Source organism: Wukongibacter baidiensis (genome assembly GCF_050888315.1).
Taxonomy (GTDB): Bacteria; Bacillota; Clostridia; order Peptostreptococcales; family Caminicellaceae; genus Wukongibacter; species Wukongibacter baidiensis.
In genome coordinates this window covers 4,233,306-4,258,908 of record NZ_CP138202.1, presented here as the reverse complement: position 1 = coordinate 4,258,908, position 25,603 = coordinate 4,233,306, and the positions used below count along the sequence as shown (strand labels likewise).

The 25,603-nt window shown below is 31.9% G+C and carries 23 protein-coding genes; 1 reads left to right on the top strand and 22 read right to left on the bottom strand.

Annotated features, from left to right (window positions below):
- From R9X47_RS19160 to R9X47_RS19075, 18 genes are all read right to left on the bottom strand, one after another.
- On the bottom strand, nt 1–1,011 hold the full coding sequence (locus R9X47_RS19160; RefSeq protein WP_432662630.1) for a radical SAM/SPASM domain-containing protein: 1,011 nt from the start codon (nt 1,009–1,011) through the stop codon (nt 1–3).
- Nucleotides 1,012–1,042: 31 nt separating this feature from the next.
- Entirely contained in the window at nt 1,043–2,044 is a 1,002-nt protein-coding gene (locus R9X47_RS19155; protein WP_432662628.1) for a polysaccharide deacetylase family protein, read from the bottom strand.
- A gap of 8 nt (nt 2,045–2,052) precedes the next feature.
- On the bottom strand, nt 2,053–3,201 hold the full coding sequence (locus R9X47_RS19150; protein ID WP_432662627.1) for a glycosyltransferase family 4 protein: 1,149 nt from the start codon (nt 3,199–3,201) through the stop codon (nt 2,053–2,055).
- 31 nt (nt 3,202–3,232) lie between these two features.
- A complete protein-coding gene (locus tag R9X47_RS19145) occupies nt 3,233–4,345 on the bottom strand; it encodes a glycosyltransferase family 4 protein (RefSeq protein ID WP_432662625.1) in 1,113 nt (370 codons plus the stop codon).
- A 75-nt stretch (nt 4,346–4,420) separates the two neighbouring features.
- On the bottom strand, nt 4,421–5,509 hold the full coding sequence (locus R9X47_RS19140) for a glycosyltransferase family 4 protein (protein ID WP_432662624.1): 1,089 nt from the start codon (nt 5,507–5,509) through the stop codon (nt 4,421–4,423).
- Nucleotides 5,510–5,569: 60 nt separating this feature from the next.
- The gene (locus tag R9X47_RS19135; protein ID WP_432662623.1) at nt 5,570–6,679 is read right to left on the bottom strand and encodes a glycosyltransferase family 4 protein; all 1,110 of its coding nucleotides are present in this window, start codon (nt 6,677–6,679) and stop codon (nt 5,570–5,572) included.
- A 66-nt stretch (nt 6,680–6,745) separates the two neighbouring features.
- Nucleotides 6,746–7,279 (bottom strand): acyltransferase, encoded by a 534-nt coding sequence (locus R9X47_RS19130; RefSeq protein WP_432662621.1) that lies wholly within the window; start codon nt 7,277–7,279, stop codon nt 6,746–6,748.
- Between the two features lie 53 nt (nt 7,280–7,332).
- Entirely contained in the window at nt 7,333–8,892 is a 1,560-nt protein-coding gene (gene murJ, locus R9X47_RS19125; protein ID WP_432662620.1) for a murein biosynthesis integral membrane protein MurJ, read from the bottom strand.
- Between the two features lie 15 nt (nt 8,893–8,907).
- A complete protein-coding gene (locus tag R9X47_RS19120; RefSeq protein ID WP_432662619.1) occupies nt 8,908–10,083 on the bottom strand; it encodes an O-antigen ligase family protein in 1,176 nt (391 codons plus the stop codon).
- A gap of 215 nt (nt 10,084–10,298) precedes the next feature.
- Nucleotides 10,299–11,333: a family 43 glycosylhydrolase gene (locus R9X47_RS19115; RefSeq protein ID WP_432662618.1), complete on the bottom strand. Its 1,035-nt coding sequence runs from the start codon at nt 11,331–11,333 to the stop codon at nt 10,299–10,301.
- Nucleotides 11,334–11,369: 36 nt separating this feature from the next.
- Nucleotides 11,370–12,344: an SDR family oxidoreductase gene (locus R9X47_RS19110; RefSeq protein WP_432662617.1), complete on the bottom strand. Its 975-nt coding sequence runs from the start codon at nt 12,342–12,344 to the stop codon at nt 11,370–11,372.
- Nucleotides 12,345–12,346: 2 nt separating this feature from the next.
- A complete protein-coding gene (locus R9X47_RS19105) occupies nt 12,347–13,723 on the bottom strand; it encodes a nucleotide sugar dehydrogenase (protein ID WP_432662615.1) in 1,377 nt (458 codons plus the stop codon).
- Between the two features lie 24 nt (nt 13,724–13,747).
- Complete coding sequence (locus tag R9X47_RS19100; RefSeq protein ID WP_432662614.1) at nt 13,748–14,419, bottom strand: sugar transferase; 672 nt, start codon at nt 14,417–14,419, stop codon at nt 13,748–13,750.
- A 234-nt stretch (nt 14,420–14,653) separates the two neighbouring features.
- Nucleotides 14,654–15,769 (bottom strand): DegT/DnrJ/EryC1/StrS family aminotransferase, encoded by a 1,116-nt coding sequence (locus R9X47_RS19095; protein WP_432662613.1) that lies wholly within the window; start codon nt 15,767–15,769, stop codon nt 14,654–14,656.
- Nucleotides 15,770–15,983: 214 nt separating this feature from the next.
- Nucleotides 15,984–17,789 (bottom strand): polysaccharide biosynthesis protein, encoded by a 1,806-nt coding sequence (locus R9X47_RS19090; RefSeq protein WP_432667666.1) that lies wholly within the window; start codon nt 17,787–17,789, stop codon nt 15,984–15,986.
- Nucleotides 17,790–18,480: 691 nt separating this feature from the next.
- Complete coding sequence (locus R9X47_RS19085) at nt 18,481–19,170, bottom strand: CpsD/CapB family tyrosine-protein kinase (protein WP_432662612.1); 690 nt, start codon at nt 19,168–19,170, stop codon at nt 18,481–18,483.
- A 15-nt stretch (nt 19,171–19,185) separates the two neighbouring features.
- Complete coding sequence (locus R9X47_RS19080) at nt 19,186–19,902, bottom strand: YveK family protein (RefSeq protein WP_432662611.1); 717 nt, start codon at nt 19,900–19,902, stop codon at nt 19,186–19,188.
- Nucleotides 19,903–20,265: 363 nt separating this feature from the next.
- Complete coding sequence (locus R9X47_RS19075; protein WP_432662610.1) at nt 20,266–21,069, bottom strand: tyrosine-protein phosphatase; 804 nt, start codon at nt 21,067–21,069, stop codon at nt 20,266–20,268.
- Nucleotides 21,070–21,344: 275 nt separating this feature from the next.
- Between R9X47_RS19075 and R9X47_RS19070 the strand changes: the two genes are divergently transcribed.
- Nucleotides 21,345–22,421, top strand: a complete 1,077-nt coding sequence (locus tag R9X47_RS19070) for a radical SAM/SPASM domain-containing protein (protein WP_432662609.1) — start codon at nt 21,345–21,347, stop codon at nt 22,419–22,421.
- A gap of 107 nt (nt 22,422–22,528) precedes the next feature.
- On the opposite strand, the gene fabZ is transcribed toward R9X47_RS19070, so the two are convergent.
- The 4 genes from fabZ to R9X47_RS19050 all read right to left on the bottom strand — a co-directional run bounded on the left by fabZ (nt 22,529) and on the right by R9X47_RS19050 (nt 25,473).
- Nucleotides 22,529–22,957 (bottom strand): 3-hydroxyacyl-ACP dehydratase FabZ, encoded by a 429-nt coding sequence (gene fabZ / locus R9X47_RS19065; RefSeq protein WP_432662608.1) that lies wholly within the window; start codon nt 22,955–22,957, stop codon nt 22,529–22,531.
- A gap of 127 nt (nt 22,958–23,084) precedes the next feature.
- Nucleotides 23,085–23,438 carry a rod-binding protein gene (locus R9X47_RS19060; RefSeq protein WP_432662607.1) on the bottom strand — a complete coding sequence of 118 codons (354 nt, stop codon included), beginning with the start codon at nt 23,436–23,438 and terminating at the stop codon, nt 23,085–23,087.
- A gap of 50 nt (nt 23,439–23,488) precedes the next feature.
- On the bottom strand, nt 23,489–24,286 hold the full coding sequence (gene flgG / locus R9X47_RS19055) for a flagellar basal-body rod protein FlgG (RefSeq protein WP_432667665.1): 798 nt from the start codon (nt 24,284–24,286) through the stop codon (nt 23,489–23,491).
- Nucleotides 24,287–24,336: 50 nt separating this feature from the next.
- Nucleotides 24,337–25,473 (bottom strand): flagellar hook-basal body protein, encoded by a 1,137-nt coding sequence (locus R9X47_RS19050; protein ID WP_432662606.1) that lies wholly within the window; start codon nt 25,471–25,473, stop codon nt 24,337–24,339.
- Nucleotides 25,474–25,603: the final 130 nt, after the last annotated feature.

The following is a 25,603-nucleotide window of genomic DNA, read 5'->3' as shown; positions in this document are numbered from 1 at the left end:
TCATATTACATCCTTATATTTTTCAAGTATAATGTTAGCATAAGCATCTATATTACTTTTGTTGCTAAGTATTTGCATATAATCACAGTTTTTACATGATCCCATTATAGATCGCTTTCCCTTTAGTTGATTTGTTCTAAACTCCATCATTCTTTTACCATTCCATATATCCTTTAACTTTTCTTTCTTTAAATCGCCTATTATTGTTCCCATACTCCAGTCAGAACAGCAAACCGATACTAATCCATTAAAGTTGATAGACATGGAGTAAAAGGCTATTGGACAAATAGACCTATTACCTCCCTCTCTGCTATCCCCTAATGTAAAATCTTTAACTTCAGAATAGCTCCATCCCATTAAATCATTAATAAAAACAGTATCAGATATCTTTGAAAAATCATTTATGAATTTTTCTTTATCTTCATCAGATAGGTTCGCATCTACTATTTTTGAGTGTATATGTAATTTACTTTTTCTCCTATTTCTTTCATCATACAAAACTTCTACATTTTTTCTTATAACATCATATTTTATATTTGTTTTAGTTATGTACTTATACCCTGCATCGTTTACATGCTCAACAGAAATTCTTATCTTATCTAAGCCCGATTCTATTATCTCAATTGCTCTGTCTCTATTAAGCAGTGCTCCGTTGGTTGTCAGTTCAATTGACTTCGCTATATCACTCTCAAAGGCATACCCTATCATTCTACTCAAATTCTTATTTATAAGAGGTTCTCCATCCTTATAAAATATTAACTTTTCAACTTTTTCATCAAACTCTTTAATATCATCAATTATCTTTTCAAGTAATTTTACATCCATTATTCCTTCTGGTCGGTTTATTGATCTAAGTAACTCTTTATCTCCCGTTGGACAAAATATACATTTAAAATTACAGACATTACTTGGATCAATATATATAGAAAGTGGCGTGGATAATGGTAACATTTCACTCAGCTTTTTATAATTTTTATGGTCATAATAACATTTGATTTTTTTACTATCCATGATTTCCCCCTATATTAAAAATCTTTAGACGCTATTTGACCTTCGAACCTTTTCTTTCAGTATTCAAAAACTCTGCTAATTCTTTCATATTCATACTTTTCATACCGTACTTTTTATTCATCTTCATATAGTGATTTAATATTTTTTCTAAAAAAATGATATTCTCATGAATATTAGCCCCGAAATTATGTGGATGCCACCATAAGTGATAGACTAGATTATTTTTTGCTGCATATGTAATTTCATTTAATATTCTTTTTAAACGTATACTTTCTAAGAGTTTTAGTTTTCTAGAATACGGTCGAAGAAATCTGCTTGCCCTAAGATTGTAAGGGTAATCTTCTTTTACATCTTTTAAGGAGTATGAATTATATCCCGAGACATTAATATAGCTGTCAGATAATCTAACTGCTCTCCTAAAGAGAGTTTCATCCTCTTGGTTTCTTGCTTTATAAATCCAAAACTCCTGGTTACCCCTATAGGCTTCAATACCTTTTTCTATTAAACTTGATGTATAGTCTTTGTTTACTTGATTTCTAGGAAAAATTATGCTTTTAATATTTATTTCCTTCTTCTTAGCGACCTTTATAGCAAGATCTAAATCCTCTTGAAATTCATCACTTTTTTGACCTTCTTCTAAACAATAATAATGTGAAAACGTATGAGTACTAATTTCTTGATTTGGAGAAAGTTTTATTTTATCTATCAATTTACTGGCATAATGAAATGGATCAGTTTTTTCATCACTTCCTATATCATTAATTATTTTATAAGCTGACAACTTTTCATTTTTATATCTAGGCTTTTTGGCTGGTAAATACTCCAGTACTTCTTCATAATTGTCTAAAAATAATAATCCTACAGTACCCCAAGTTGCATGAATTTCATACTTTTCAAATAGGTTTAGTATAACCGGAACAACTTTACGGGCACCTAGTAAATTATCACTATAGTCTTCTACAGTTTTCTTATCTGATACTCCCCAGTGAAGCTCAAAATCTAATGATATTAATAAAGTACTCTCTTCTCTCAATATTTTCTTCACCTGCCTAGTAATAGTTGGTTATAAATTTCTAATTGCCTATCAATTACTTTCCTCTCATCGAAATGCATTTCTACTCTTTCTCTCCCATTTCGAGCCATATCTTCGAGCATTTTTTCATTATTTAGTAACAGTTTTAATTTTTCTAAAATAATTGTTGGTGAATCTATTGGCACTAAAAATCCGGTTTCTCCATCAACCACTTCTTCCCTCGATCCCCTTATATCTGTTGCGATTACCGTACATCCCATTGCCATCGCTTCAATAATTGATCTCGGCATCCCTTCCCTATATGAAGGTAAACAAAAAATATCAGTCATATGTAAAATATTATTTATGTCACTTCTAAACCCCGTACATATTATATTGCTATTTCCTTCATACTTTTTAATGACTTCTTTTGTAGCAGTGTCTCTGCTTCCTTGTGTTATATCTCCAACTATCAAAAGTTTGACATTATCATCTTCTAAGCTATCAAAGGCTTCTAACAGGTCCAATATTCCCTTTTCTTTAACTAATCGTCCTATAAAAGTAACTATTTTATCTTCCTTCTTTAAGTTAAACTCTCTGTATAACTCTTCAATCTCTTTCTTATCCATATTTATAGGATTAAATTTTTCCCAAATATCAACGCCATTTCCAATAGCCAGAATTTTATTTTGCTCTATGAATCTATTTTCTATCGCCGTTAATCTATCTTCAGCACTCTGCGTAAAAATATAATCTGTAAAATATTTTGCAATATACTTTTCTATGTTTAAAAAGATTTTATATTTTAATGCTGACATATTTTCATGAAAGTAAAATCCATGGGCTGTGTATATTACAATTGGAACTCTGGCAAGTTTTGCAGCTATCCTTCCAAGAACTGCTGCTATTGGAGTATGTACATGGACAATGTCTGGCCTTTCCTTTTTAAATAACCTATAAAGTTTATAAATTGTCTTCAAATTTGATAAGGGCCTGATACTCCTGTCTATATCAATATTTACAATATCAAATTCTTCTTCACCTAACTCTTTCACATCTTCATCCTCAGAACAAACTCCTATTAAATCATACCCTTCATTTATCAATTGCATATTAAGTTCTTTTAGCAAACAATTCATAGTAGAATATATAGCTGTTATCTGCATAACTTTAGTCATAAAATTCACCTTTTTATTTTGTAATTTTGGGTTACACATATAGCTCTTCATACTCTTTTACAATATTAGTAATATCAAAATTACTAATAATTCTTTCTCTAGATTTTTTCCCTAGTTTATTTAGTTCATCTTCACTCAAATTCATGATTTTTATTATTGCTTCTGCTAGCTGTTTATGATTTTGCTTTTCTACAACTAAGCCCGTATCTCCAACTATCGAAGCGCTGTCCCCTACATCTGTTACTACACATGTTGTCTCACAGGCCATAGCTTCTCCAACAACATTTGGAAAGGCTTCACCGCTTGAGGATAATACTAATAGATCTGATGCTGACATGATTCTATGAACATCATCTCTTCTACCCAATAATCTAACCCTATCACCTAAATCATCTTTGGATATTATATCTACCAACTCAGAGTTATCATAATTGATATTTTCACCACATAATATAGCTATACAATTATTTTTCTTCTGTTTAACTAGATCTAGTGCTTTAAAAAAGTTATTATGATCCTTTAAAACATGCCATCGCCCTACTACAGAGATGATAAAGGGATTGTCCTTAATATCTAGTTCTTGTAAAAGTAGCCCTTTAGCCTCTTTATAATACTTGAATCTATCTAGTTCAAATCCATTATATATTGTAATAATCCTGTCGTGATCATATCCGCAACCAATATGTACATCTGCTGCACTATCTGAACAACATATTATATAATCAATCCTTCGTGATAGCTTAGCACACAATTTAACTATTCTTAATGTCATTGCTTTGTTTTTGTCTTTGTCCAGATTACTGTGACGTATTCCCCATATAACTTTTTTTACGTGCACAAATCTAGTTGCTATATATCCTAAAAAATTTGCATGATACATCCATGTCTGCAATATATCTGCCTTTTTAATAAGTTTGCACAATCTAAATATTGCACTAAAGCTTAACCTACCTCTTTTCATATTTAGACAGTGTACCTTAATTCCTAGATTCTCTATTTTATCACCATATACCCCTTTATCCATCATTGATATAACTTCTAAATTGTATTTCTTTCTATCAATATTTTTCAGTAGAGTATAGAGCATTTTCTGTGCTCCCCCATCAGATAATCCAGTAATTAAATGAATAATCTTTTTTTCCATATATGCCTCCCAAACTTTCCCAACACCCTAAGTTATAGTAATTCTCTTCTTATTCTGAATAAAGAAATCAATCAATTAAGAACAAATTGATGTTATAGCTTTAATATACTTGCCTACTGCCTTATCCAACAAGTATGACTCTTTAATCTTCTTTAATCCATTTATTTGGAATTTGTTTAATTTATCACTATCATAATATAAGCTTATTATGGCATCTGCTAACTTCTCAGGGTCTTCCTTATCTATCAAGACCCCATCTATTTCATCATTAATGACCTCTGGATTTCCACCAACTTTTGTTGCAATAACAGGTAACCCACATGCCATAGCCTCCAGCAAAGTATTGGAAACTCCTTCATATCTTGAAGGTAATACTAGTAACCTCGATTTTCTATAATATAAATCTGGATTACTTACTTTTCCCACCCATTCTATGTTTTTCAAATCCGAATATTTCTTTTGAAAATATTGTTTATCACTTCCCTCTCCAACAATTACTAATTGGATATCGTGATTAAAAGACTCAAGTATTCTCATTGATTCAAGTAATATATCTATCCCTTTAATTTCCTTAATTCTTCCACAGTAGATAATACTTGTATTGTCTAAAATATTTACAGGTTTACTAAGTTTTACTCCATTTGTGATATTTAATATTCTCCTCTCAGGAAAGTTAAATTTTCCTAAATCTCCATTAATTCTATTATTAATTGAAACAATATAATCAACATTACTAGCTACCTTTTTAAATTTTTTCCTTCCACTTTCTGATTTTGAAAGTAATTCGGCCTCTGAACCAGCCACTCTCGATATAAATGGAGTTCTACTAAACCTTTTATAAATACTGGCAATATAAGAACAGCTTCCTAGTTGTGAAGCGATGATAACGTCATACTTTCTCCCTTTAATCATTAAAAAGATTAATGTAAAAATAGTAAAGGTTAATTTTTTAGATAATTGATTTAATTTGAGTATAGGTATTCTGATTACATTTATTCCATTAATATTTTCTCTATTCTGTAATCTCTTTTCATACTTTCTTGTGATTACATCTACAGTATATCCATTTTTAATTAACCCATAGGCTACCCGTTCTAATTGTCTTTCTGCTCCTCCTATACGAGGAATAAAGTGTGAAAATAAAATCAATATATTTTTTGACAAACTACCACTTCCTATAAAACATTATTTGTATCAGAGAATTACTAAAGGCAACTCCCTGTTTTAGCTACTTTTTTCTATAACTTCACTCCACATTTCCATAACATTATTAATTTCAAACCTCTTAATGCTCTCCTTTGCATTTTCTCCAATATACCTTCTCTTATTTTCATCATTCATCAATTCATGCATGCTTTCCGCTAGCTCCTCAATATTTTCTGGTTCTATAAGAACTCCATCCACTTGATCAGTAATGATCTCCCTTGGACCACATAAACAATCCGTAGCTACAACAGGCATTCCTACGGTCATAGCTTCACATAATACATTTGGAAAACCTTCTCTGCGTGATGACAGAACAAATAGGTCTGCCTCAGCCATCTTTGCCAAAGGCTCTTTAGTCTTTCCCGGCAACATTACTCTGTCTTCCATCTTTAGATTAGATATAATTTTTTCTATGTTCTTTCTTTCCTTGCCTTCACCCCAGATTATTAACTTCCAGTCTGGATTTTTGTCTTTTATTTGTGCAAAGGCTCTTATCAACAAGTCAAATCCCTTTTCATGCCCAAGCCTACCCATAGCTAGAAGTGTCTTACTAGTTCCGGTTAATACATTCTCATTTAAATTATTCGCTGCTTCAGTATTTACAGGATTAGGAATAACTACCGTTTTCTTTTTAATACTCTCATTAAAACATTCTTTTCCGACCTTCGTTTGCGCAACCACCTTATTTGCTCTAAAATACATAATATCTCTAAGAATACTCCAGAGCTCACCTCCTATATTAGCTCTACTAGGATAGGTTATTTCTGAAACAATGACAGGTATCTTACTTGACATAGCTGCAATTAAGGCTAATATATTTGTTTTGGTTCCACAAGAAATTATCACATCGTGCTGACAAGGTATAATCTCTTTTTTCATCTTCTTAACTCTTCTCAAATTATTTACTATTCCAAATAGCTTATTAGGAGATTTCTTATATAAATCTAATTTTTTTATTGTGACTTTAGGATCTAATTCATAGAAACTATTTGAATTATTTAGCGTATATATAGTTACATCCATATCCTTTTTAGTCCAATAGTTTGCCATTATTGAGAACACTCGTTCAGCTCCCCCCGAGCCTAATGAAGATATGACAAGGGCTATATCATTATACTTATTTTTCATTAATTCACTCTCCTACTTTTTCTTCACTTTGAAATTTCAGTACTGTAAAGGTCCTAACTGGGTTTACTAATATTGATTACCTATTTTTGATTCCTCTTTCCAGAAGACTCTTTCTAAAAATTCCCTCTTTGATTGATAGTTCTCGGGGAAATTAATAGTATGTTTCCTACATTTTTCAATGTATGTTTCTATATCCGTAATTACCTCAGCTGGATTACCACCAACTACTGTATTAGGAGGTACATCTTTTGTAACGATAGATCCGGCAGCAACAACTGAGTTTGGACCAATCTTAACCCCCGGAAGAATTATAGACCCAAATCCAATAAAAGAATTATCCATTACTTCTATATGTCCATATCTATTAATATTCTTACAATCTTCTCTTTCTCTAAAAACCCAAGTTCCACCATCATGTGTAATAAACTGTACCCTCCCAGTAATAGTAACTCGCTTTCCGATTTTTATTAAATAGGGTTCGCTCCCAAAAGATACTTTACCTGTAATTCTACAATCTTCACTTATCTTCAACCCTTGATTTTTTAATTTTTTCAATCTGTATTCTTGAAATTTTTTTAAGATAATATTTTTTATCTTCATATCTTACCCTCACCTTAGATTCCTTTTATAAATTGAGTTAACAAATATATGAACTAGAAATAGCTTAAACGCTCCTTAAACCGTGAAATAGCTGAATTACTTATATCAGTAACTATCTCAAACTTAAAAATATAACTTATAATCAAGAAAATACCTCCTGCTAATACTGAACTTACTGAAAAATTGATAAATAAGTATATAAACTTATCTATATTTAAAATCCTGTTGATTATCCTAAAAGTATAAAATGCTGTTGCTATGCTAACAACCGAATATGTTGTAGCTATACATGTATTCTTGATAATATATCTCACATCAAATCCCTTTATATTCTTATAAAGTAATAGGTATAGCACTGTGGCATTTAAGATCATCGATATCGATGTAGCAAGTGCTAATCCTCCAACATCAAAGTATCTTATCAAGACTCTATTGAGAATATAATTTGTAATTAATGAAAATAGTGCAATAAATGTAGGTATCACTGTATTTTTTTTAGCAAAAAATACTTTGCTAAGTACTTCTTTTTGTGCTTCAGCAACTATACCTATAGAATAAAACAGTAGAACATTTGAAGTGATTATAGTATTCATTTCAGTAAAAGAGCCTCTTTCAAACAAAATCTTAACTATATATAATCTAAAGAAAAGAAAATACACCGCTATGAATGCACTTATTACAGTTACAATTCCTATCGCTCTTACAAATGACTTTTTTAGTTCATCCATTTTATTTTGAGAAGCATATCTAGATAAATCAGGAAAAATAACCGTTGACACTGCAGTAATAAAGACCATTATCGATATAGCCCTTAATTTATATGCATATGTTAAAGCAGATATACTTCCCTCAGACAATATAGATCCAAAAATTTTATCTAAGGAAACATTAAACTGTGAAAACATAGTTCCTAACATAATAGGTGCACTTAAAATCATCATATTTTTAATAAACGGACTCTTTACATCTAATATGAATTTAAATCTATATCCATTCTTATAACATTTTATTAGTTGTATAATAAATCCTACGAAAGCTCCTAATACCTCTGCATATATTGCTATTACTATTCCAGTTAAGCTCGAAAAAAACAACAGAGACAAAATTACAATAATATTTGTTGGAATAAGAGAAATAGGAGGTGTTTTAAAATCACCTAGATAATTAAGTAAGCCTTTCATTATATGGGTTCCACCAGTGAATAAAATTACAGGAAAGAATATCCTTGTCCACTTAACTGACAAGTCGAAGACTTTACCTTCGAAACCAGGTGCCAAAAATCTTATAATTTGTGGAGTAAATATAACTCCCAACACTAACAACATCACTAAAATAATTGTTACAAAAGATAGAACAGTATTTATTGCTTCAAATAGTTTTGGTTTATCATTACTATCAATATCAGAAATTATTGGAACTAAGGTTGTTCTCAGACTTGTACCTAATACTGAAAAAATGAGCAATGGGACTGATACTGCTAAGAAATATGCATCAGTTATTTCATTAGCTCCAAATTTACTTGCAATAAGTAATTGACGTACAAATCCTGTAACTTTTATAGACATAGTAATCACTATAATAATGAAAACTGCTTTTTGCTTCGTTTTATTCATATATGCCACCTTTTTTTATACAGTTGTAGTTATAGAACTGTTTTTATTAATCATATTTATGTCACTAAGTACTATTCCTAAGAACAACCATGTTTGTCTATAAAATAATACATTATGTGAAAGAAAGGTTTGAAAAATTAAAATGTAGATAAATAATCTATAGATTTTTCTATACTCTATACATATGGAACTTTTTATAGTACTTAATATCGTAATAAAAGTAGTTACGAGTATAGTGAATGGTATAAAACCTGTCTCCGATAGTACTAGCCCCCATGTATTATGAGCTCTAACATAGGTAAATCCATTTAAGTATTTATCTGACTCAAGTAGACTATTTCCTATACCAACTCCCACAATAGGATTCTCTAGAAATATCCTTATAGATGCTAATAAAGCTGGCAATCTTCCATTGGAATATTCCACTATTGAAGAAGATTCCTTCATAAATAATCTATCAAAATTTAGGCGAGAAAAAATCGGTATATTACTAATTAAATAAAATGCTTGAATGGCAATTATAAGTGTTAACAAGTAAAAAATAATTTGCTTCTTCGAAAACTTAATGTTTGATATTAGTAATATAATAGCTAAAGTAATTCCTCCTCTAGATAGAGTTAGTAAAATTGAAATACAATAAAATATTCTGATAAGAAAGAGCTTCTTTCTTGAGTAATGGAATCTCTTTTCTAGATATATAGTTGTAAATATACATAGATTCATAATAAAAGCTGCTTCATTAGAAGCTCCTATCCATCCTCTTGTCCTAAACCCTGTTAGATGGATCGACTTATATGCATCTACAATATTAGTTACACCTAAAATAATACCTCCTAATACTATAACTTCTAGAATTTTATTAAGTTTATAATCATTATCTATAAATAGAGTCAAATACAATAATATAGTCAATCCAGTCAGTAGATGATATGGATATGATTTTAAAATAGGTACATAAGTATTAATTGATCCTATAGAAGTATATACTATACTAAAAGTTATTATTAGAAATAGTATATTTCTGATTCTATGGTCTATAATATTCTCCTTTCTACTTATATTAACCATTAGCTTCTTTGCTAAGGGAATAGTCGCAAGTAGAGTTGTAAAAGGAATTATAGGTATACCAAATTTTTTTACAGTATAGTAAGAAAAATTTATAATAATAGATAACACAAAAACCAAGTACATAGTCACATCTCTTTTAATTGAAAGTAACAATAAAAGAAAGAGTATACTTAGCACTGCTAAATAAATTATCCTGAATTCTGTTAGGTAAAAAATCACGAAGAAAAATAAAAAGCATGAGATACCTATCAGCAACCCACCTAAATATTTATTTTTAGTTAAATGATCTACTATCGATATCATATTACACCTTACCTTATATAGAATACATTATAGTTTTAGTGCTCTGACTGGTATGAACAGCATATGCCTTTTTCTGTATCCGTCATAATATTGATTTGGGAAGTACCCTGAAAAAACATAGGACTTTTAATTTTAACCTTGCTTAAATTAGGTATAGGTCCATCTAAAGCATCGTTGAATTCAGTCAAATCCTTAGAATTAATCAAACCGGGTAGCCATCCATCTTTAGGATTATATGCATGAACAGTTAAATAATAGTTTTCATCTAATTTAATAATGTCATCGGGCACAAGGTGTGTAGCCCATTTTATTTGAGGATGTTTTTCCTTAAAAAACTTCTTATTGTTAGCTACTAGTATTGGATTTTTAGAGTTCTTAGTCCAATTCAAACCATCCTTTGATACAGCCAATCCTATAGCACCCTTTTGATTTTTTTCACTTCTGCCTTCATATAACATATACCACATATTATTTTCAATCCATACAACAGGGCTAGAAACGTCTTTATCTTCCCATGAACAGGAATCCCCTGTCTCTAGAACAATTCCATCATCATTCCATTTAATAAAATCCTTCGAAGAAAATCTTCTTATATTACGAAAAGGAACTTCTTCTTTGTCCTCAACAAAAAGATAGTAGCTTTTTCCCGTTTTTATTAAATATGGGTCCTCAGAAGCACGATTTAGAATTTTTCCCTCTTTAATCCATTCCTTTCCATCGGATGAATGGGCATATCCTATATAAACGTTATTCCCTTCATATTCTTTCTTGTATCCACTATAAATAAGCTTATATTCTTTATTTTCCGAGTCGTATATGATATTTCCCAATTCTCGTATTCCTTCGTCAAAATCACCATTATCTCCAACCTGGATAATTTCCTTAATATCTTCTATTCCATAATCAGCAAGGTGCATAAGTCGATCATGAAATTCAGAAATATTCCTTTCATTAATGGGTTTAATATTAGAGACTATATCATTATTTGTCTTATAAATAATGAAAGAACTAATCCCTATAATAAGAAAAATCAAACCTATAAAACTTGCCCTTTGATAATGTAGTTTCATAAAATCCCCTTCTTTTTCTATTCTAAGGCCTATGAATTATAAAACATTTTTGTACCATTCGATTGCCATTTCCAATCCTTGATTAATATCATAGTTCGGAACATAGTCTAACAATTCTACAGCTTTTTTTATATTGGCATTTGAATGTTTTATATCCCCTTTTCTAGGTATTTCATAGATCGGTACTATATCCTTACCTAATAATCGTGCTATTTTTTCATATAAATCATTTAAATAGGTCCTTCCACCATAAGCAATGTTAAAAGCTTCTCCAAAGGCTTCTTCCTTCACTAGACAAGCTTTAAGATTTGCATCTACAACATTATCTATATATGTGAAATCCCTAGACTGCATACCATCTCCATATATCACCGGCGCTTCATCATTTAAAAGCTTCTTCACAAATATAGGAATAACTGCTGCATATACTGAATCTGGATCTTGTCTTTTACCGAACACATTGAAGTATCTCAGACCTATTGTTGGCAATCCATATAATTCATTGAAGTTCTTTGCATATAATTCGTTAACTTTTTTTGTAATAGCATAGGGTGACAGTAACTTCCCTACCCGTTCTTCAACCTTTGGTAAATTAGGCTCATCTCCATATACCGCTGATGAAGATGCATATACGAATCTTTTAACATTATTATCTCTAGCTGCTATCATCATATTTAGAGTTCCTGTTATATTTACATCATTGGAGGTTTTAGGATCATCTATAGACCTTGGAACCGAACCTAATGCCGCCTGGTGTAATACATAATCTATTCCTTCACATGACCTTTGACAGTCCTCTATATTCCTTATATCCCCTCTTATTAATCTGAAGCTGGGGTTGTCTACGAATTCCTCGATATTTTCTTCTTTACCGGTTGAAAAATTGTCTAACACTGTAACTTTATATCCTAAACTTAATATCTTTTCTACAATGTTGGAGCCGATAAAACCAGCTCCACCTGTAACTAAAAACTTTATACCTTTAGGAAAATCATATTCTCTATTACTCATTTCTATAACCTCCAGTATAGGTAGTTCATATCTTCTGCTTCTTTTCTATCAAACATTCCCTTTACATCAATTAGTACAAGTTCCTTTTCTTCATATTTCATATCTATTGTAGCCGCTACTTCATCTTCTGCATTCATTAAAACTGTTTTATTATTCCAGAATATTCTTCTTATATCTTCAAGTGATAGTGATTTAAACTCATCATGAGGTACTGCAAAAATTACAGCATCTGTATCCTTTATATCTTTAAAACCTTGTAATCTAATACGATATTCTTCCCAAACCTCATCAGCATCTGCAATTGGGTCTATAACCTTTACATCTATACCATATTCTTCAAGCTCTGTAATCATATCAATAACCTTTGTATTTCTAACATCTGGACAATTCTCTTTGAAGGTTATCCCCATGACAACTACTATTGAGTCTTTTATTTTCTTACCTGCCTTAATAAGTTTTTTCACAGTATTTTCTGCAACATATTTTCCCATATTATCATTGATTTTTCTTCCAGCTAATATTATTTGTGAATGATATCCTGTCTGCTGAGCTTTATATGTAAGATAGTAGGGATCAACACCTATACAATGTCCACCGACTAGCCCAGGTGTAAAATTTAAAAAATTCCACTTTGTACCCGATGCCTTAAGTACTGATTTCGTATCAATACCAAGCTTATTAAAAATAATTGATAATTCATTCATGAAAGCTATATTTATATCTCTTTGCGAGTTTTCTATTACCTTTGCAGCTTCCGCTACTTTAATACTTTCTGCTCTGTATACGCCTGCTTCAATGACAAGTTCATAAACCCTTGCAATAATCTCTAATGATTCTTCATCCATACCAGAAACTACTTTTATTATGGTTTCCAGTCTATTGACTTTATCACCTGGGTTAATTCTTTCAGGAGAATATCCTACTTTAAAATCTACTCCGTACTTCAAGCCTGATTCTGCTTCTAATATAGGTACACATATCTCTTCAGTTACTCCAGGAAATACTGTAGATTCATATACTACTATAGAGTCCTTTGTTAAGTTTCTTCCAATTGTTTTACTCGCACCTATTACTGGAGCTAAGTTAGGTGTCTTGTCCTCATTTATAGGAGTGGGTACTGCAATTATATGAAATTTTGCCTCTCTCAGTCTTCTCTCATCGGCTGTAAATACAGCTGTTGTCCTTTTTAGCTCTTCATTTCCAACTTCATTAGTTACATCATTGCCTTTTTTGTACTGCTGAACCTTATGATCATTTATATCAAAACCAATAACCTCAGCTTTTTTAGCAAAAGCAATTGCTAAGGGCATCCCTACATAGCCTAATCCTACTATCGATATTTTTTCATGCTTCTTCTTGATCTTTTCATACATATTCATACTTTTCATCCTCCTTTACATAGTTCATCTTGCACCTTCACCAGTAAGAACTACTCTTATGGTTTTAAAAATTATTAATATATCTAGCAAAATATTTTTATTTTTTATATAATACATATCTGCTTCCCATTTTTCTTTTGGTGACATTTCATACCCACCATTTATTTGAGCCCATCCTGTTAGGCCAGGTTTAACTACTAACCTGTTAATAAACTGTGGATTCTCCTCATTAAATTTAATTGTGAAGTGTGGCCTTTCAGGCCTCGGTCCAACAATGCTCATATCTCCTTTTAAAATATTTATTAGCTGTGGAATCTCATCAATTCTAGTTTTCCTTATAAATGACCCTATTCTAGTTATTCTTGGATCATTTTTCGCTGCCCATTTTGCTCCTTTTTTTTCAGCATCGGAGTACATAGATCTAAGTTTATATATTGTAAAATGTTTACCGTTTTTCCCTACTCTTTCCTGTGCATATATTGTAGGTCCAGGAGTTTCTAGCTTTATTGCTAATCCAAAAACTATTATTATTGGAATCCCTATAACAAGGCCAATAATCGATAAAAGAATGTCTAATATTCTCTTGAGCATTTCATGAATATTCTGCTTTTGATACTTATCTCTTAGGTTTTCATCTAGAGATACAGCCATTTCATAAAAATAGTTCTCCACATTAATAAATTCACTATTTTCCATCCTAATTGTCCTCCTCCATGAGTCTCTACCCCTATACTTTTTTTCAAATAACCAATTATAGAATTAATAGGAAAAATAGTCTTTTCTCCTTATTTTTAAATTATCCTTATCCCCCATATATTACTTTTCATTATTATGCTAAAGGTTATATTTATATACATTTTGTTTTGAAAAATAAATATTTCTTTTTTCACTGTTTCTAATGCAGATTTCTACACTTTCAAACAAAAATTATTATCTTTGTAGCTTTATTGCCTCACTTATTTTCTTTACCGTGTAATTAATTTCACCCTCTGTAAGTCTGTTATAAAATGGAAGTGCTATACTTCTCCGTCCAATATCAGCAGCAATAGGAAAATCCTCTTCTTGGAATCCAAACTTCTCTCTTATATATGGCTGTATATGTAGTGGAGTAAAATATGGTCTACACCCCACACCATTTTCCTTTAGATGATACATGACTTTATTTCTATCTATATCCCTGTCCACTTGAATAACATATACAAACCAACTCATTCTAGTAACCTTTGGATGTATATATGGTATAGTTATCCCATCAACGTGCTCTAATCTCTGAGTGTACATATCTGCAACCAATTGCCTTTTCTGGAGTATCTCATCTAGCCTTTCCATCTGCGCTATACCAATAGCTGCATGTATTTCACTCAACCTATAGTTATATCCTATTCTTTCATGATGAAGCCAAAACCCAGTCACGGCTCTCCCTTGACTTCTATAGCTTCTGCAGAGCTTGGCCACTTTATCATCATTAGTAATAATCATGCCGCCTTCACCAGTAGTTATCTGTTTATTTGGATAAAAGGCAAATACCGCTCCATCAGCTAAGGTTCCTGCTTTTATGCCATTATATTCTGACCCTATAGCTTCACAGGAATCTTCAATAACACTTAGATTATATTTATCAGCTATCTTTTTTATTCGTTCTATATTTACTGGCTGTCCAAATATATCTACTGGTAATATCGCCTTTGTCTTTTCAGTTATTTTCGCTTCGATTTTATCTATATCAATATTGAAGGTTTTAGGATCTATATCAACGAATACAGGTTTAGCTTGCTCCAATAAAAAGCAATTTGTTGATGCAACAAAACTAAATGGCGTTGTTATGACCTCATCACCTTCATTTATATCTAAAGCTTTGACTAATAAGTGTAATCCACTGGTTCCACTATTTACTCCAATAGCATGTTTGACATCGAAGTAGTCTCTAAATTTTCCTTCAAATTCTTCTATTTTTGATCCTATACTCAGCCAACCTGATTTTAGGACTTCACTAACCAGTTTTATTTCTCTTTTACCTATATCTGGTCTTGATAAGTTCACTTCCATATTTGTCCCCCTATAACTATAGAGATTCTATTAATCGAGCAAATTGCATAATTACCATCTTAAAAAACTTACTACTATATATAGTCTTAAAAGCCTTAGAGCTATACCATATTTATTATGCAATTCTGCCAAGTTAGAATTATGCAATTTACTCAATCCTCAAAGTTAATTAATCAATTTCTTTATTTTCTTCTATAAATCTTATATCCAACCGCTAACATACTTTTCTGAAGGTAGGAACAAGCTTTTTGATTACCGTTCTTATAAGTAGTTCATCTTCCATTGCCAATATTAACCTAAACATTTTAAGCTCTTTCCTTAAATCTTCTATATCAGTAAATGTAGGTTTACCTATGAATATCTTCTCATTCTTGGTTTCTCTGCGTCCTTCTTCATCCATGAGAAGCTCTTCGTATAGCTTTTCCCCGGCTCTTAGACCAATAAACTCTATCTTTATCTCTTTATCTGGTTCGAAACCCGATAATCTTATAAGATTTCTCGCTAAATCTAGGATTTTAATTGGTTCACCCATATCAAGTAGGAATATCTCTCCCCCTTTTGCCATGGCTCCAGCCTCAAGCACTAACTGTACTGCTTCGCCTATAGTCATAAAGTGTCTTATGACCTCTGGATCAGTTACGGTTACGGGGCCCCCTTCAGATATTTGTCTTTTAAATATCTGGAGCACACTACCATTACTGCCCAGTACATTTCCAAATCTTACTGCTACATACTCTGTTTTACTTTTCCTATCCATAGCCTGGACTATTATTTCGGATATTCTCTTAGTAGCTCCCATTACATTAGTTGGATTTACTGCCTTATCTGTAGATATTAGAACAAATCTCTTTACACCGTATGCATCTGCCATTTCTGCCACGTTTAAAGTTCCAAATACATTGTTCTTTATTGCTTCTGTTGGATTAGCCTCCATTAGAGGTACATGCTTATGAGCTGCAGCATGAAAAACAATATTAGGTCTATATCTACTAAATATTTGTTCCATTCTCTTCTTATCTCTTATTGATGCGATAAAAACTTCTAAATCTAAATCCTCATATTTTCTCTTAAGTTCATTTTGTAATATATAAGCATTGTTCTCGTATATATCCAATATCAATAACTTTTTGGGCTTAAATTTAGATATTTGTCTACATAGTTCTGACCCTATAGACCCACCACCACCAGTTACTAAAATCACTTGGTTCTCTATGTACCCGCATATCTCATCTAGATCAACCTTTACGGGCTCTCTCCCCAAAAGATCTTCCATATTAACGTCTCTTATTCTCTTTATATCAACCTTGCCATCTATAAGTTCATAAACACCAGGCAATGTTCTTAGCTTACACTTCGTTTCTTTGCAAATATCTACTATGTCTTTTAAGTCTTTTTTACTGGCAGATGGAATTGCTATAATAATTTCATCTATTTTCTTTTTCTCTACTATTTTTTTTATATTAAGCCTTGTCCCTAAAATAGGAACTCCATTAATTCTCCTTGTATGCTTTGATATATCATCATCTATTACACCTACTGGATAAGAGCTTGTTTGCCTAGAGTTTCTCATTTCCTTTATTACCATTGATCCGGCCTTTCCTCCACCTATGATGAGCGCCCTTTTTTTAGCCGTGCAGTTTCCAATATAGTAACTTCTTATCTCATTTAAAGCTCCATATAAAAATCTAATTCCTCCAACGAATGTTATATTGAGAATTGCGAAGATAATATAAAAGCTTTGTGGCAGGTTCACCTTTAAAAAATAATATAGAACATTCAATATTGAAGTTCCTGTGATTGCAGCTAGTGACAAAGTTACTAGCTCCTCTATACTTGCATATTTCCATAGGATTTTATACAAATTAAACATACGATAAACTATTAGCATGGCAAGTAGACTAATAAAGCCATATCTTCTATATATCAGAAAATACTCAGTCGGTATGCGAAGATCAAATTTCAAAAAAATTGCCAGTATAGCTGCAATATTTATAAGTGCGACATCTAATGCTACCAGCATTAGCTTTCTTCTTGAAATATCTAAATTCAACTTGTTTCTCAATAAGTTTTTTTCTGAAGAAGACTCTATAAGCATCAAACAATCCCCCTAAAAATTTTAGCTGTAGTGTAATCAGTCTCAACATCTTAACGTCTTAGTCCATAATACCTATTTTTATAATTTAATTAGTTCTTAGGTCCCATTTAACTCCTAAAAAAAATTTGCGCTCTACGATGTATGAAATATTTTCTATCTAAGTTTATTTTTGACTAATAATACTAATTCAAAACGTACTTTTCATTAATTTTTTATATTGGTATAAATAATATATATAATCATATGCTGATTAAAATAAATTTATAACCGAAATAATGACTGCATCTACATTTTTTCATGGAAATTTATTAGACCTTGAAGTTGCTTATCTCTGGTATAAATATTCATATCGTGTATTACTATATCTTCACATAAAAATAGGGATGTCTCAGAATGATGAATTTTTGTATTGTTTAAAATTCATTCTGAAACATCCCGTGGCTGAACTCATGAGATACTTTTATAAGACAGCTACTATATTGCTTTTATATTATTTTTTTTAAAGTCCATATACAATATAATACATCGATGTAATTGTTTGATTATCATCTAAGAAATCAATGGTACCATCCACACATAGACTTTATTAACTCTATAACTATCACTATCTTCTTAACTAACCATTAACTTCTTCATAGTCACTTTGACAATAATAATTGTAGTAGTTTTTTGTACTTACTGGAATTTTGTTTAACACTACACCTAATATATTAGCATTAACTTTTTCTAATAGGTTCTTTGCTTTTTGTGCGTTTTCTATATGCGTTTTTCCAGAATCTATAACCAGTATAGTTCCGTCTGCTATGGCTGATAGCACAGCTGGATCAGTAACCATACCTATAGGTGGTGAATCTAATAAAACCTTATCGTAACTTTCTCTAGTCTGTTCTATTAGTTCTTTCATTGCCTTCGATGCCAAAATTTCTGATGGGTTTGGAGGTTTTGGTCCTGATGTTATTATGTCCAACCCAGGTACTACATTCTTTTTAGTCACATGCTCAAGCTTCTCATTCATAACTAACGACGTAGTAAGGCCACTTATGTTGCTAAGTCCAAATGTATTATGTAGTTTAGGCTTTCTAAGATCAGCATCAATTAGTAAGATTCTTTTGTCCGCCTGAGCCATAGTTATTGCAAGATTTGATACTGTTGTGCTCTTTCCTTCCTCAGGAGCAGCACTCGTTATTAATATCACCTTTATATTTCTATCAAAAATTGAAAATTCGATATTGGTTCTTAGTACTCTATATGCCTCCCATATTGGGGATTTTGAATTATTTAATGATATCAATCGATTCAAATTCATATCTTCCACTCCAATCTATACCTTCAACTTCTTTTCAGCCTTTTTAATCTTCTTCTTATCTATATATGGTATTGTTCCGATAACATTCAAATCTAGATATCTCTCTATATCCTCTGGACTCTTTATTGTATTGTCTAAATATTCTAACAAGAAAACAATTCCTAATCCAGTCATTATTCCTAAAAAACCTGCTATTATTATATTCATTTTGGGCCTAGGTTTAACAGGTGATGTCGGAACTTCCGCCATGTCAATGACGTCAACATTATCTAGCTTCATAATTTCCTTTACATCATTTATAAAAACATCTGCTAACTCATTTGCTATCTCTTTAGCTGTTTTAGGATTTGTATCCGTCACCTTTATCTGAACTATCTCTGTATCCTTTACAGGAGTAACGGTTATTTTTTGTGCTAATTGTTGTGATGTTATATTTAAACTGAGATTTTCTATTACTTTCTTTGAAATTTTTCTACTCTTTATTATTTCACCATATGTCTTTACAAGTTTTTGACTCAGCAGCACATCAGAATATTGGATTACAGGTTCATGGGAATTAGGCTTGTTTACAATTAATGTAGTATAGGTTTCATACTCAGGTTGTAGTACGAAGTAACTTAGTATAGCACCTACTGCTACAGATATGATTGTTACAAGAGCAATAATCCAAATTCGTTTTCGTATTATTTTGAAACATTGTCGCAGGTCCATCTCGTATCCTCTCTTCTCCATAGATCTTCCGTCCCTTCTGTTTAGTGAGCAAATTGCATAGTCTTTATCTAAAAAAATTTACCACCACATGTGTTGTAAATATTTATAAGTCTATACTATGCTATTTTGTTAAGCTACAATTATGCAATTTCCTCAAATGTTAAATTTATTTTAGGTTATGTAATAATTCCTATCACTTCTATAGTATTTGTATTTATTGCTATTTTCAAGAAACATTTTCCACAAATTAACAACAAAATCCCCGAATTTACTTTTCGCTTAGACTGTATTTTACATTTTCTTAAAGCTACTAATTTAATAAAAAAATAAGACCTTCATTATCGAACGCCCTCTTCGCTCTTGATATTTTTGTGATTTCCATTGTCACTCAGCCCTTTTATTATTCACTCTAAAGATATAAGAAAAGCTTTCGACTATATTCTTCTTGTTCAACATTATAGGCTCTTCAATATTTATTTCTTCACCTTTTATCACCTTTTGTGGATTAATCTTGAATAACTTTTCAGCTTTTTCTTCACCAAATACTTCTATAGATTTCCTATAAGTACTTTTTAGTCTTGGCGCTCTAACTCTTGAAGAGTGACCGTCACTAGCAACAAAGTGTGCCATATTATTCTTTATTAAGGTCCTCACCGTTTCCATTGCTTTTTTTCCAAATCTTCCTGTAATACTCCCGCTGGTTACTTGACATAATACCCCCATATTAATATACTCTATTAAGATATTGGGGTTCTCTTGTACTTCTTTATATCTTTCAGGGTGGGCTAAAATAGGTGTCTTCCCCATAAGCTTTAACCTAAATATTATCTCATTAGCTTGCTTCGGCATATTTGACAATGGAAATTCCATTAGAAAGTATTGTGTATTATTCAAAGTACAAACTTCTTCTTTTTTTACATATAAGGGGATTTTCCACGTAAAATAAACTTCATGACCAGGAAGTATTTCAATATCCACACTATTTTCTTGTAAAATATAGTTAAACTCTTGTATACTCTTCATTACTTTATCTCTTGATGTGACCATACCATTTTCAATATAATGAGGAGTTGCAACGATCTTCCTTATCCCATCTTCATATGCTACCTTCGCCATTTCCAAGGCCTCATTTACACTCCTTGGTCCATCATCCATAAAAGGAAGTATATGGCAGTGAATATCTATCATGTCGTCTCACCTTTCTTTAGATTATAATCTGTGACTTCTTCATAACAACTTTTACAACAAAAAATCTTATAACATCGTTTATCATATATAATACTCTATTTAATACTACTCCTAAGTTAATATTAATATTCCATGGTAATATTTTGAATATTTTCCAACAAGGCCTATATTAAATAATTTTGATCGTACAGATTTTTATTATTTTAGTCATATTCAAATATTTAGGTCATATCTATTTATAAAATATTGTTTATAAACTTATCGAGGAGGATTTTATGGATAACTTTACAAAAGCCCGATGGATCCACCGAAGTACAATGGAAGGCGATGTATATTACGATCGTAAAAGTAGAGCTATATTGCACGGATCTCATCATGGTAAAATTAGCAATAATGACGAGATAGCTAGTTTGCCAACATTCAATCCACTAGCTCCACTTAGAGTATATCTTGATCCCACATATCTTTGTAATCTTGAGTGCCGCCATTGTATGACAAACTCATCACCAAATGTAGACACAACAGGTGAGATGACTACTAGTAAGATTATTAGTATCATTGATGAATTTGCTAAAATTGGTGTATTGGAACTTTCAATAGCCGGAGGAGAACCTCTATGTCATCCAGATATATTTTTAATTCTAGAGCATGCAAGGAATATTGGCCTAAATGTATTATTGACTACTAACGGACAAACTATAACACAGGAAATTGCCAACAAATTAGTAGGCCTTAATTTGTCTGAAATTAGAGTAAGCTTTCAAGGAGCACAGAAAGTTCATGATGAAATTGCTGGAAGTGGTTCATACAGACAAACAATGGAAGGAGCAATATTACTTTCAGATGTTGGCGCGAATCCAATGGCAAGATTAACTCTATGCAAGGGTAGTGACGAAGAATTAGATGAGCTATTTAATGATTTAGAGTTAGCTGGGGTTAAACATATTAAAATAACTACCATAAAAGATAGTGGTCGTGCATCTCTACCCGAAAATCAAGATATTTTAGGATTTCAACCAGAAGATAATATAGATGTAAAACTAAAGGCTTTGGGTAAGAAATATAATATTATCGTAAAACTAGAAGATATATTACAAAGTGAACCTGATAAAAACAAATTAAGATATAGTAGACATATGAATTGCGGTGCCGGATATCAGACTGCATATATTTCTCCAAACGGGGATGTATACATATGTTCAGCCCTTCCTGAATATAGCTTAGGTAATTTAAAAGACATGTCATTCATGGAAGTCTGGACTAGCCTTCCGACCACAAAGTATCGACAAATGACTCATAATTGCAGCCACTATAGTTTATGTGAAGTGATTAGAAAACAAATGAGCATATAGGCTTTTACATATAATAATTCTGGGTAAAAAATAATGAGACTCTGGAATTACTCCATAGTCTCTCTATTATTTAATACTTCTTCATTAATTCTTATTTAGATACTTTCTTACTTATCCACAACAGCAAACTTTATCGTAGCCTTACACGCTACTTCATCACCTACATAGGCTACGGCTTCACCCTTACCCATGCCTCTTCTAAGGCTAACCATCTCAACCTCAAGTCTCAATGTATCTCCAGGTATAACTTGTCTTCTGAACTTTACATTATCTATGCCAGTGAACAGTGCTAATTTTCCCTTAAACTCTTCCATGGATAGAACTGATACAGCTCCCACTTGAGCCAATGCCTCTAACTGAAGTACTCCTGGCATTATTGGAGATCCTGGGAAATGACCTTGGAAGAAAGGCTCATTAATAGTCACATTTTTTATTCCCACTGCTTTTTTTCCTGGTTCCATTTCTATGATTTTATCCACAAGCAAGAAAGGGTACCTGTGGGGTATGATATTTTGTATTTCAATATTATTTAACACTTGCGTCACTCCTTTTCTATAATACACAGTTAAGCGGGTGTCTCAGAATAGCGAATTTCTACAACACTCGGGGCTGAGCTCATAAGAATCCTTTATGAGACAGCCCCCATTTATATTTTACCGAAAATTAACCCTTACTATCCATACCTTTTGATAACTGCTCATACATTAGCTTTGCTAGTCCTATGCCATGTTCTTTAGATGATTCTTTTGCTATCTCTTCATCAAGCATACCTTCAAACATTTCCCTAGCATGGCTTTTTTCAATTAATCCACCGTCGACTACTGTCTTCCTCATATTTTTCATTAGCATACTTAAAAATATGGATTCAAATTGCTTACAAGTAGCCTCTAGCCTTTCATCATCATTAGAAGCCTTTGCTGACTCTAGGATATCCTTGAAGTCATCTGTTTTTTGTTCATTAGATACTTGTTTAGCATTATTTAAATTATATTCCAGTAAGTTATTATTTATTCTCATTGGAGTACCTCCTTTAGCTAACTGCTGACTGTTGCCAGCTATGAGCTACCTTACCTTCTTAAATTATTCGCCATTTGTAACATCTCATCCGAAGTTTGGATGGATTTTGAGTTGATTTCATAGGCTCTCTGAGCTGTAATCAACTTTATCATTTCTTCTACGATCTGTACATTTGATGTTTCAAGAAAACCTTGAAGAATTTCTCCACCATCACCTTCAAAAGATTCTACATACTCTCCAGAAGCAGTTGTCTCCTTGAATAGGTTCTTCCCTATACTTTCAAGTCCTGCTGGATTAGGAAATTTCACTACCATCAGTTGAATTCCAATATCTTCTACTTCATCGCTGTCACTTCTCTTTACATACACTGAGCCATCTGTCCCTATAGTAATTTCTGATATGTCTTCGCCAAGCTCTACATCGCCTGAGTCTGATTGAAGAAAATATCCATCGGAAGTTGTTATTCTAGCATCGCCATTATCTATGCTCAACTTGAAACTTCCATCCTTTGTATAAAATAGATTGTCATCACCATCTCTTACAGCAAAAAATCCGTCTCCATCTATCGCAAGATCCAATTCATTATTTGTTTGTTCAAAACTTCCCGAAATAAACGATCTTACCGTAGCAGAAGGCATTACACCATGACCTACTTCAAGATTCACAGGCTTACCTTCTCCTTCATTAAAATCTGTTGTTCTCAATTTTTCATACATAAGATCCTTAAATTCGATTCTTTGCTTTTTAAATCCACTAGTACTTACATTTGCAAGGTTATTTGAAATAGTATCAATATTAAGCTGTTGAGCCTTCATTCCAGATGCAGCCGTCCAAAGTGCACGCATTATAAATTCCTCCTTGTTTTAACATCATGCTAATCTCTTAACCTATAATAAAATTAAATTTTTCCTATATCATTTACCGCTTTTGCTGTAGTTTCATCATAAGCCTTTATCATCTTTTGGCTAGATTCATATCCTCTGTAAAGAGTCATCATTTCTACCATTTCTTTTATTATATCTACATTAGATCCTTCCAGTCGGCCTTGAAGTACTTGACCGTTAAATTCTTCGGTTTCTAGTTCTATTCCGTCTTCTACCTTGTATAGTCCATTTTCAGTTTTCCTTAGATCTCTAACATTGGTTATACTAACAATTCTTAGCTCGTCTACTTTTTCACCATCAACTATGATCTCACCTTGAGGTGTAACTGCTATACTATCGCTATTTACTACAGTCTCTCCATATACATTCTGCTGTCCTCTTCCTTCTGTAGTAATTAGCTCTGGGTCTAATATAATATTGCCATATAGTCCCTGAACTTTATGACCTTCCGAAGTAACTAATTCTCTATTCTCATTTATCTTAAAGGATCCGGCTCTAGTATATCTAGTACCTTCTTCAGTTTCAACTTGAAAAAAGCCATCTCCTTTTATAGCAAAATCTAGTGGATTTTCAGTTCGTTGTATCTGACCCTGTCCAAAATTTGTTTCTATTCTCTCAAGCTTAACACCTGAGTTCATTGTTCCAATTACTGATGGATATGTAAATGTTATCAAACTATCAACTAGTTCTCCATCTACAAAAACTCTTCCACCTTCGTCTATATTTAATTCTCCATCTCCAACATAAATGCTTCCATTATTCCCTAAGATCTCATATCCATAATCACTGTTTATGCTTCCTTCTTTATCCTTATAAAAAGTTCTTAGAAAACCATCTTTGCCTACAGTAAATCTCGCTTTATTATTAAAGCTTATTCCAGAAGGTGTTTTCACCCTTATATAACCAGTATCTGAGCTTACTTCTATATAGTCTTCCTCTTGTTTTACATCCATCTGATTTATTTCTCGTAGGTTTTTAGCAGTAATATTTCCATTCATTTTATTGATTAGTGTATCTTCAAATGATTCTATAAGAACCAAGTCTTTCTTAAATCCTGTTGTGTTAGCATTTGCTATGTTGTTACTTACTACATCTATTTTATTATTATTTGTTATAAGAGATGATGATGACATATATAGTCCACGAAACATGCTTACGCCTCCTTCTGCCCCTACTACAATATCTCTATCCATATATTATAACTAGGGCATAATACTCCTAGATAATTTATCGGCTGATTAGGTTAGTTTCTTTAACTTTTGTTAAATATTTTAAGTGAAT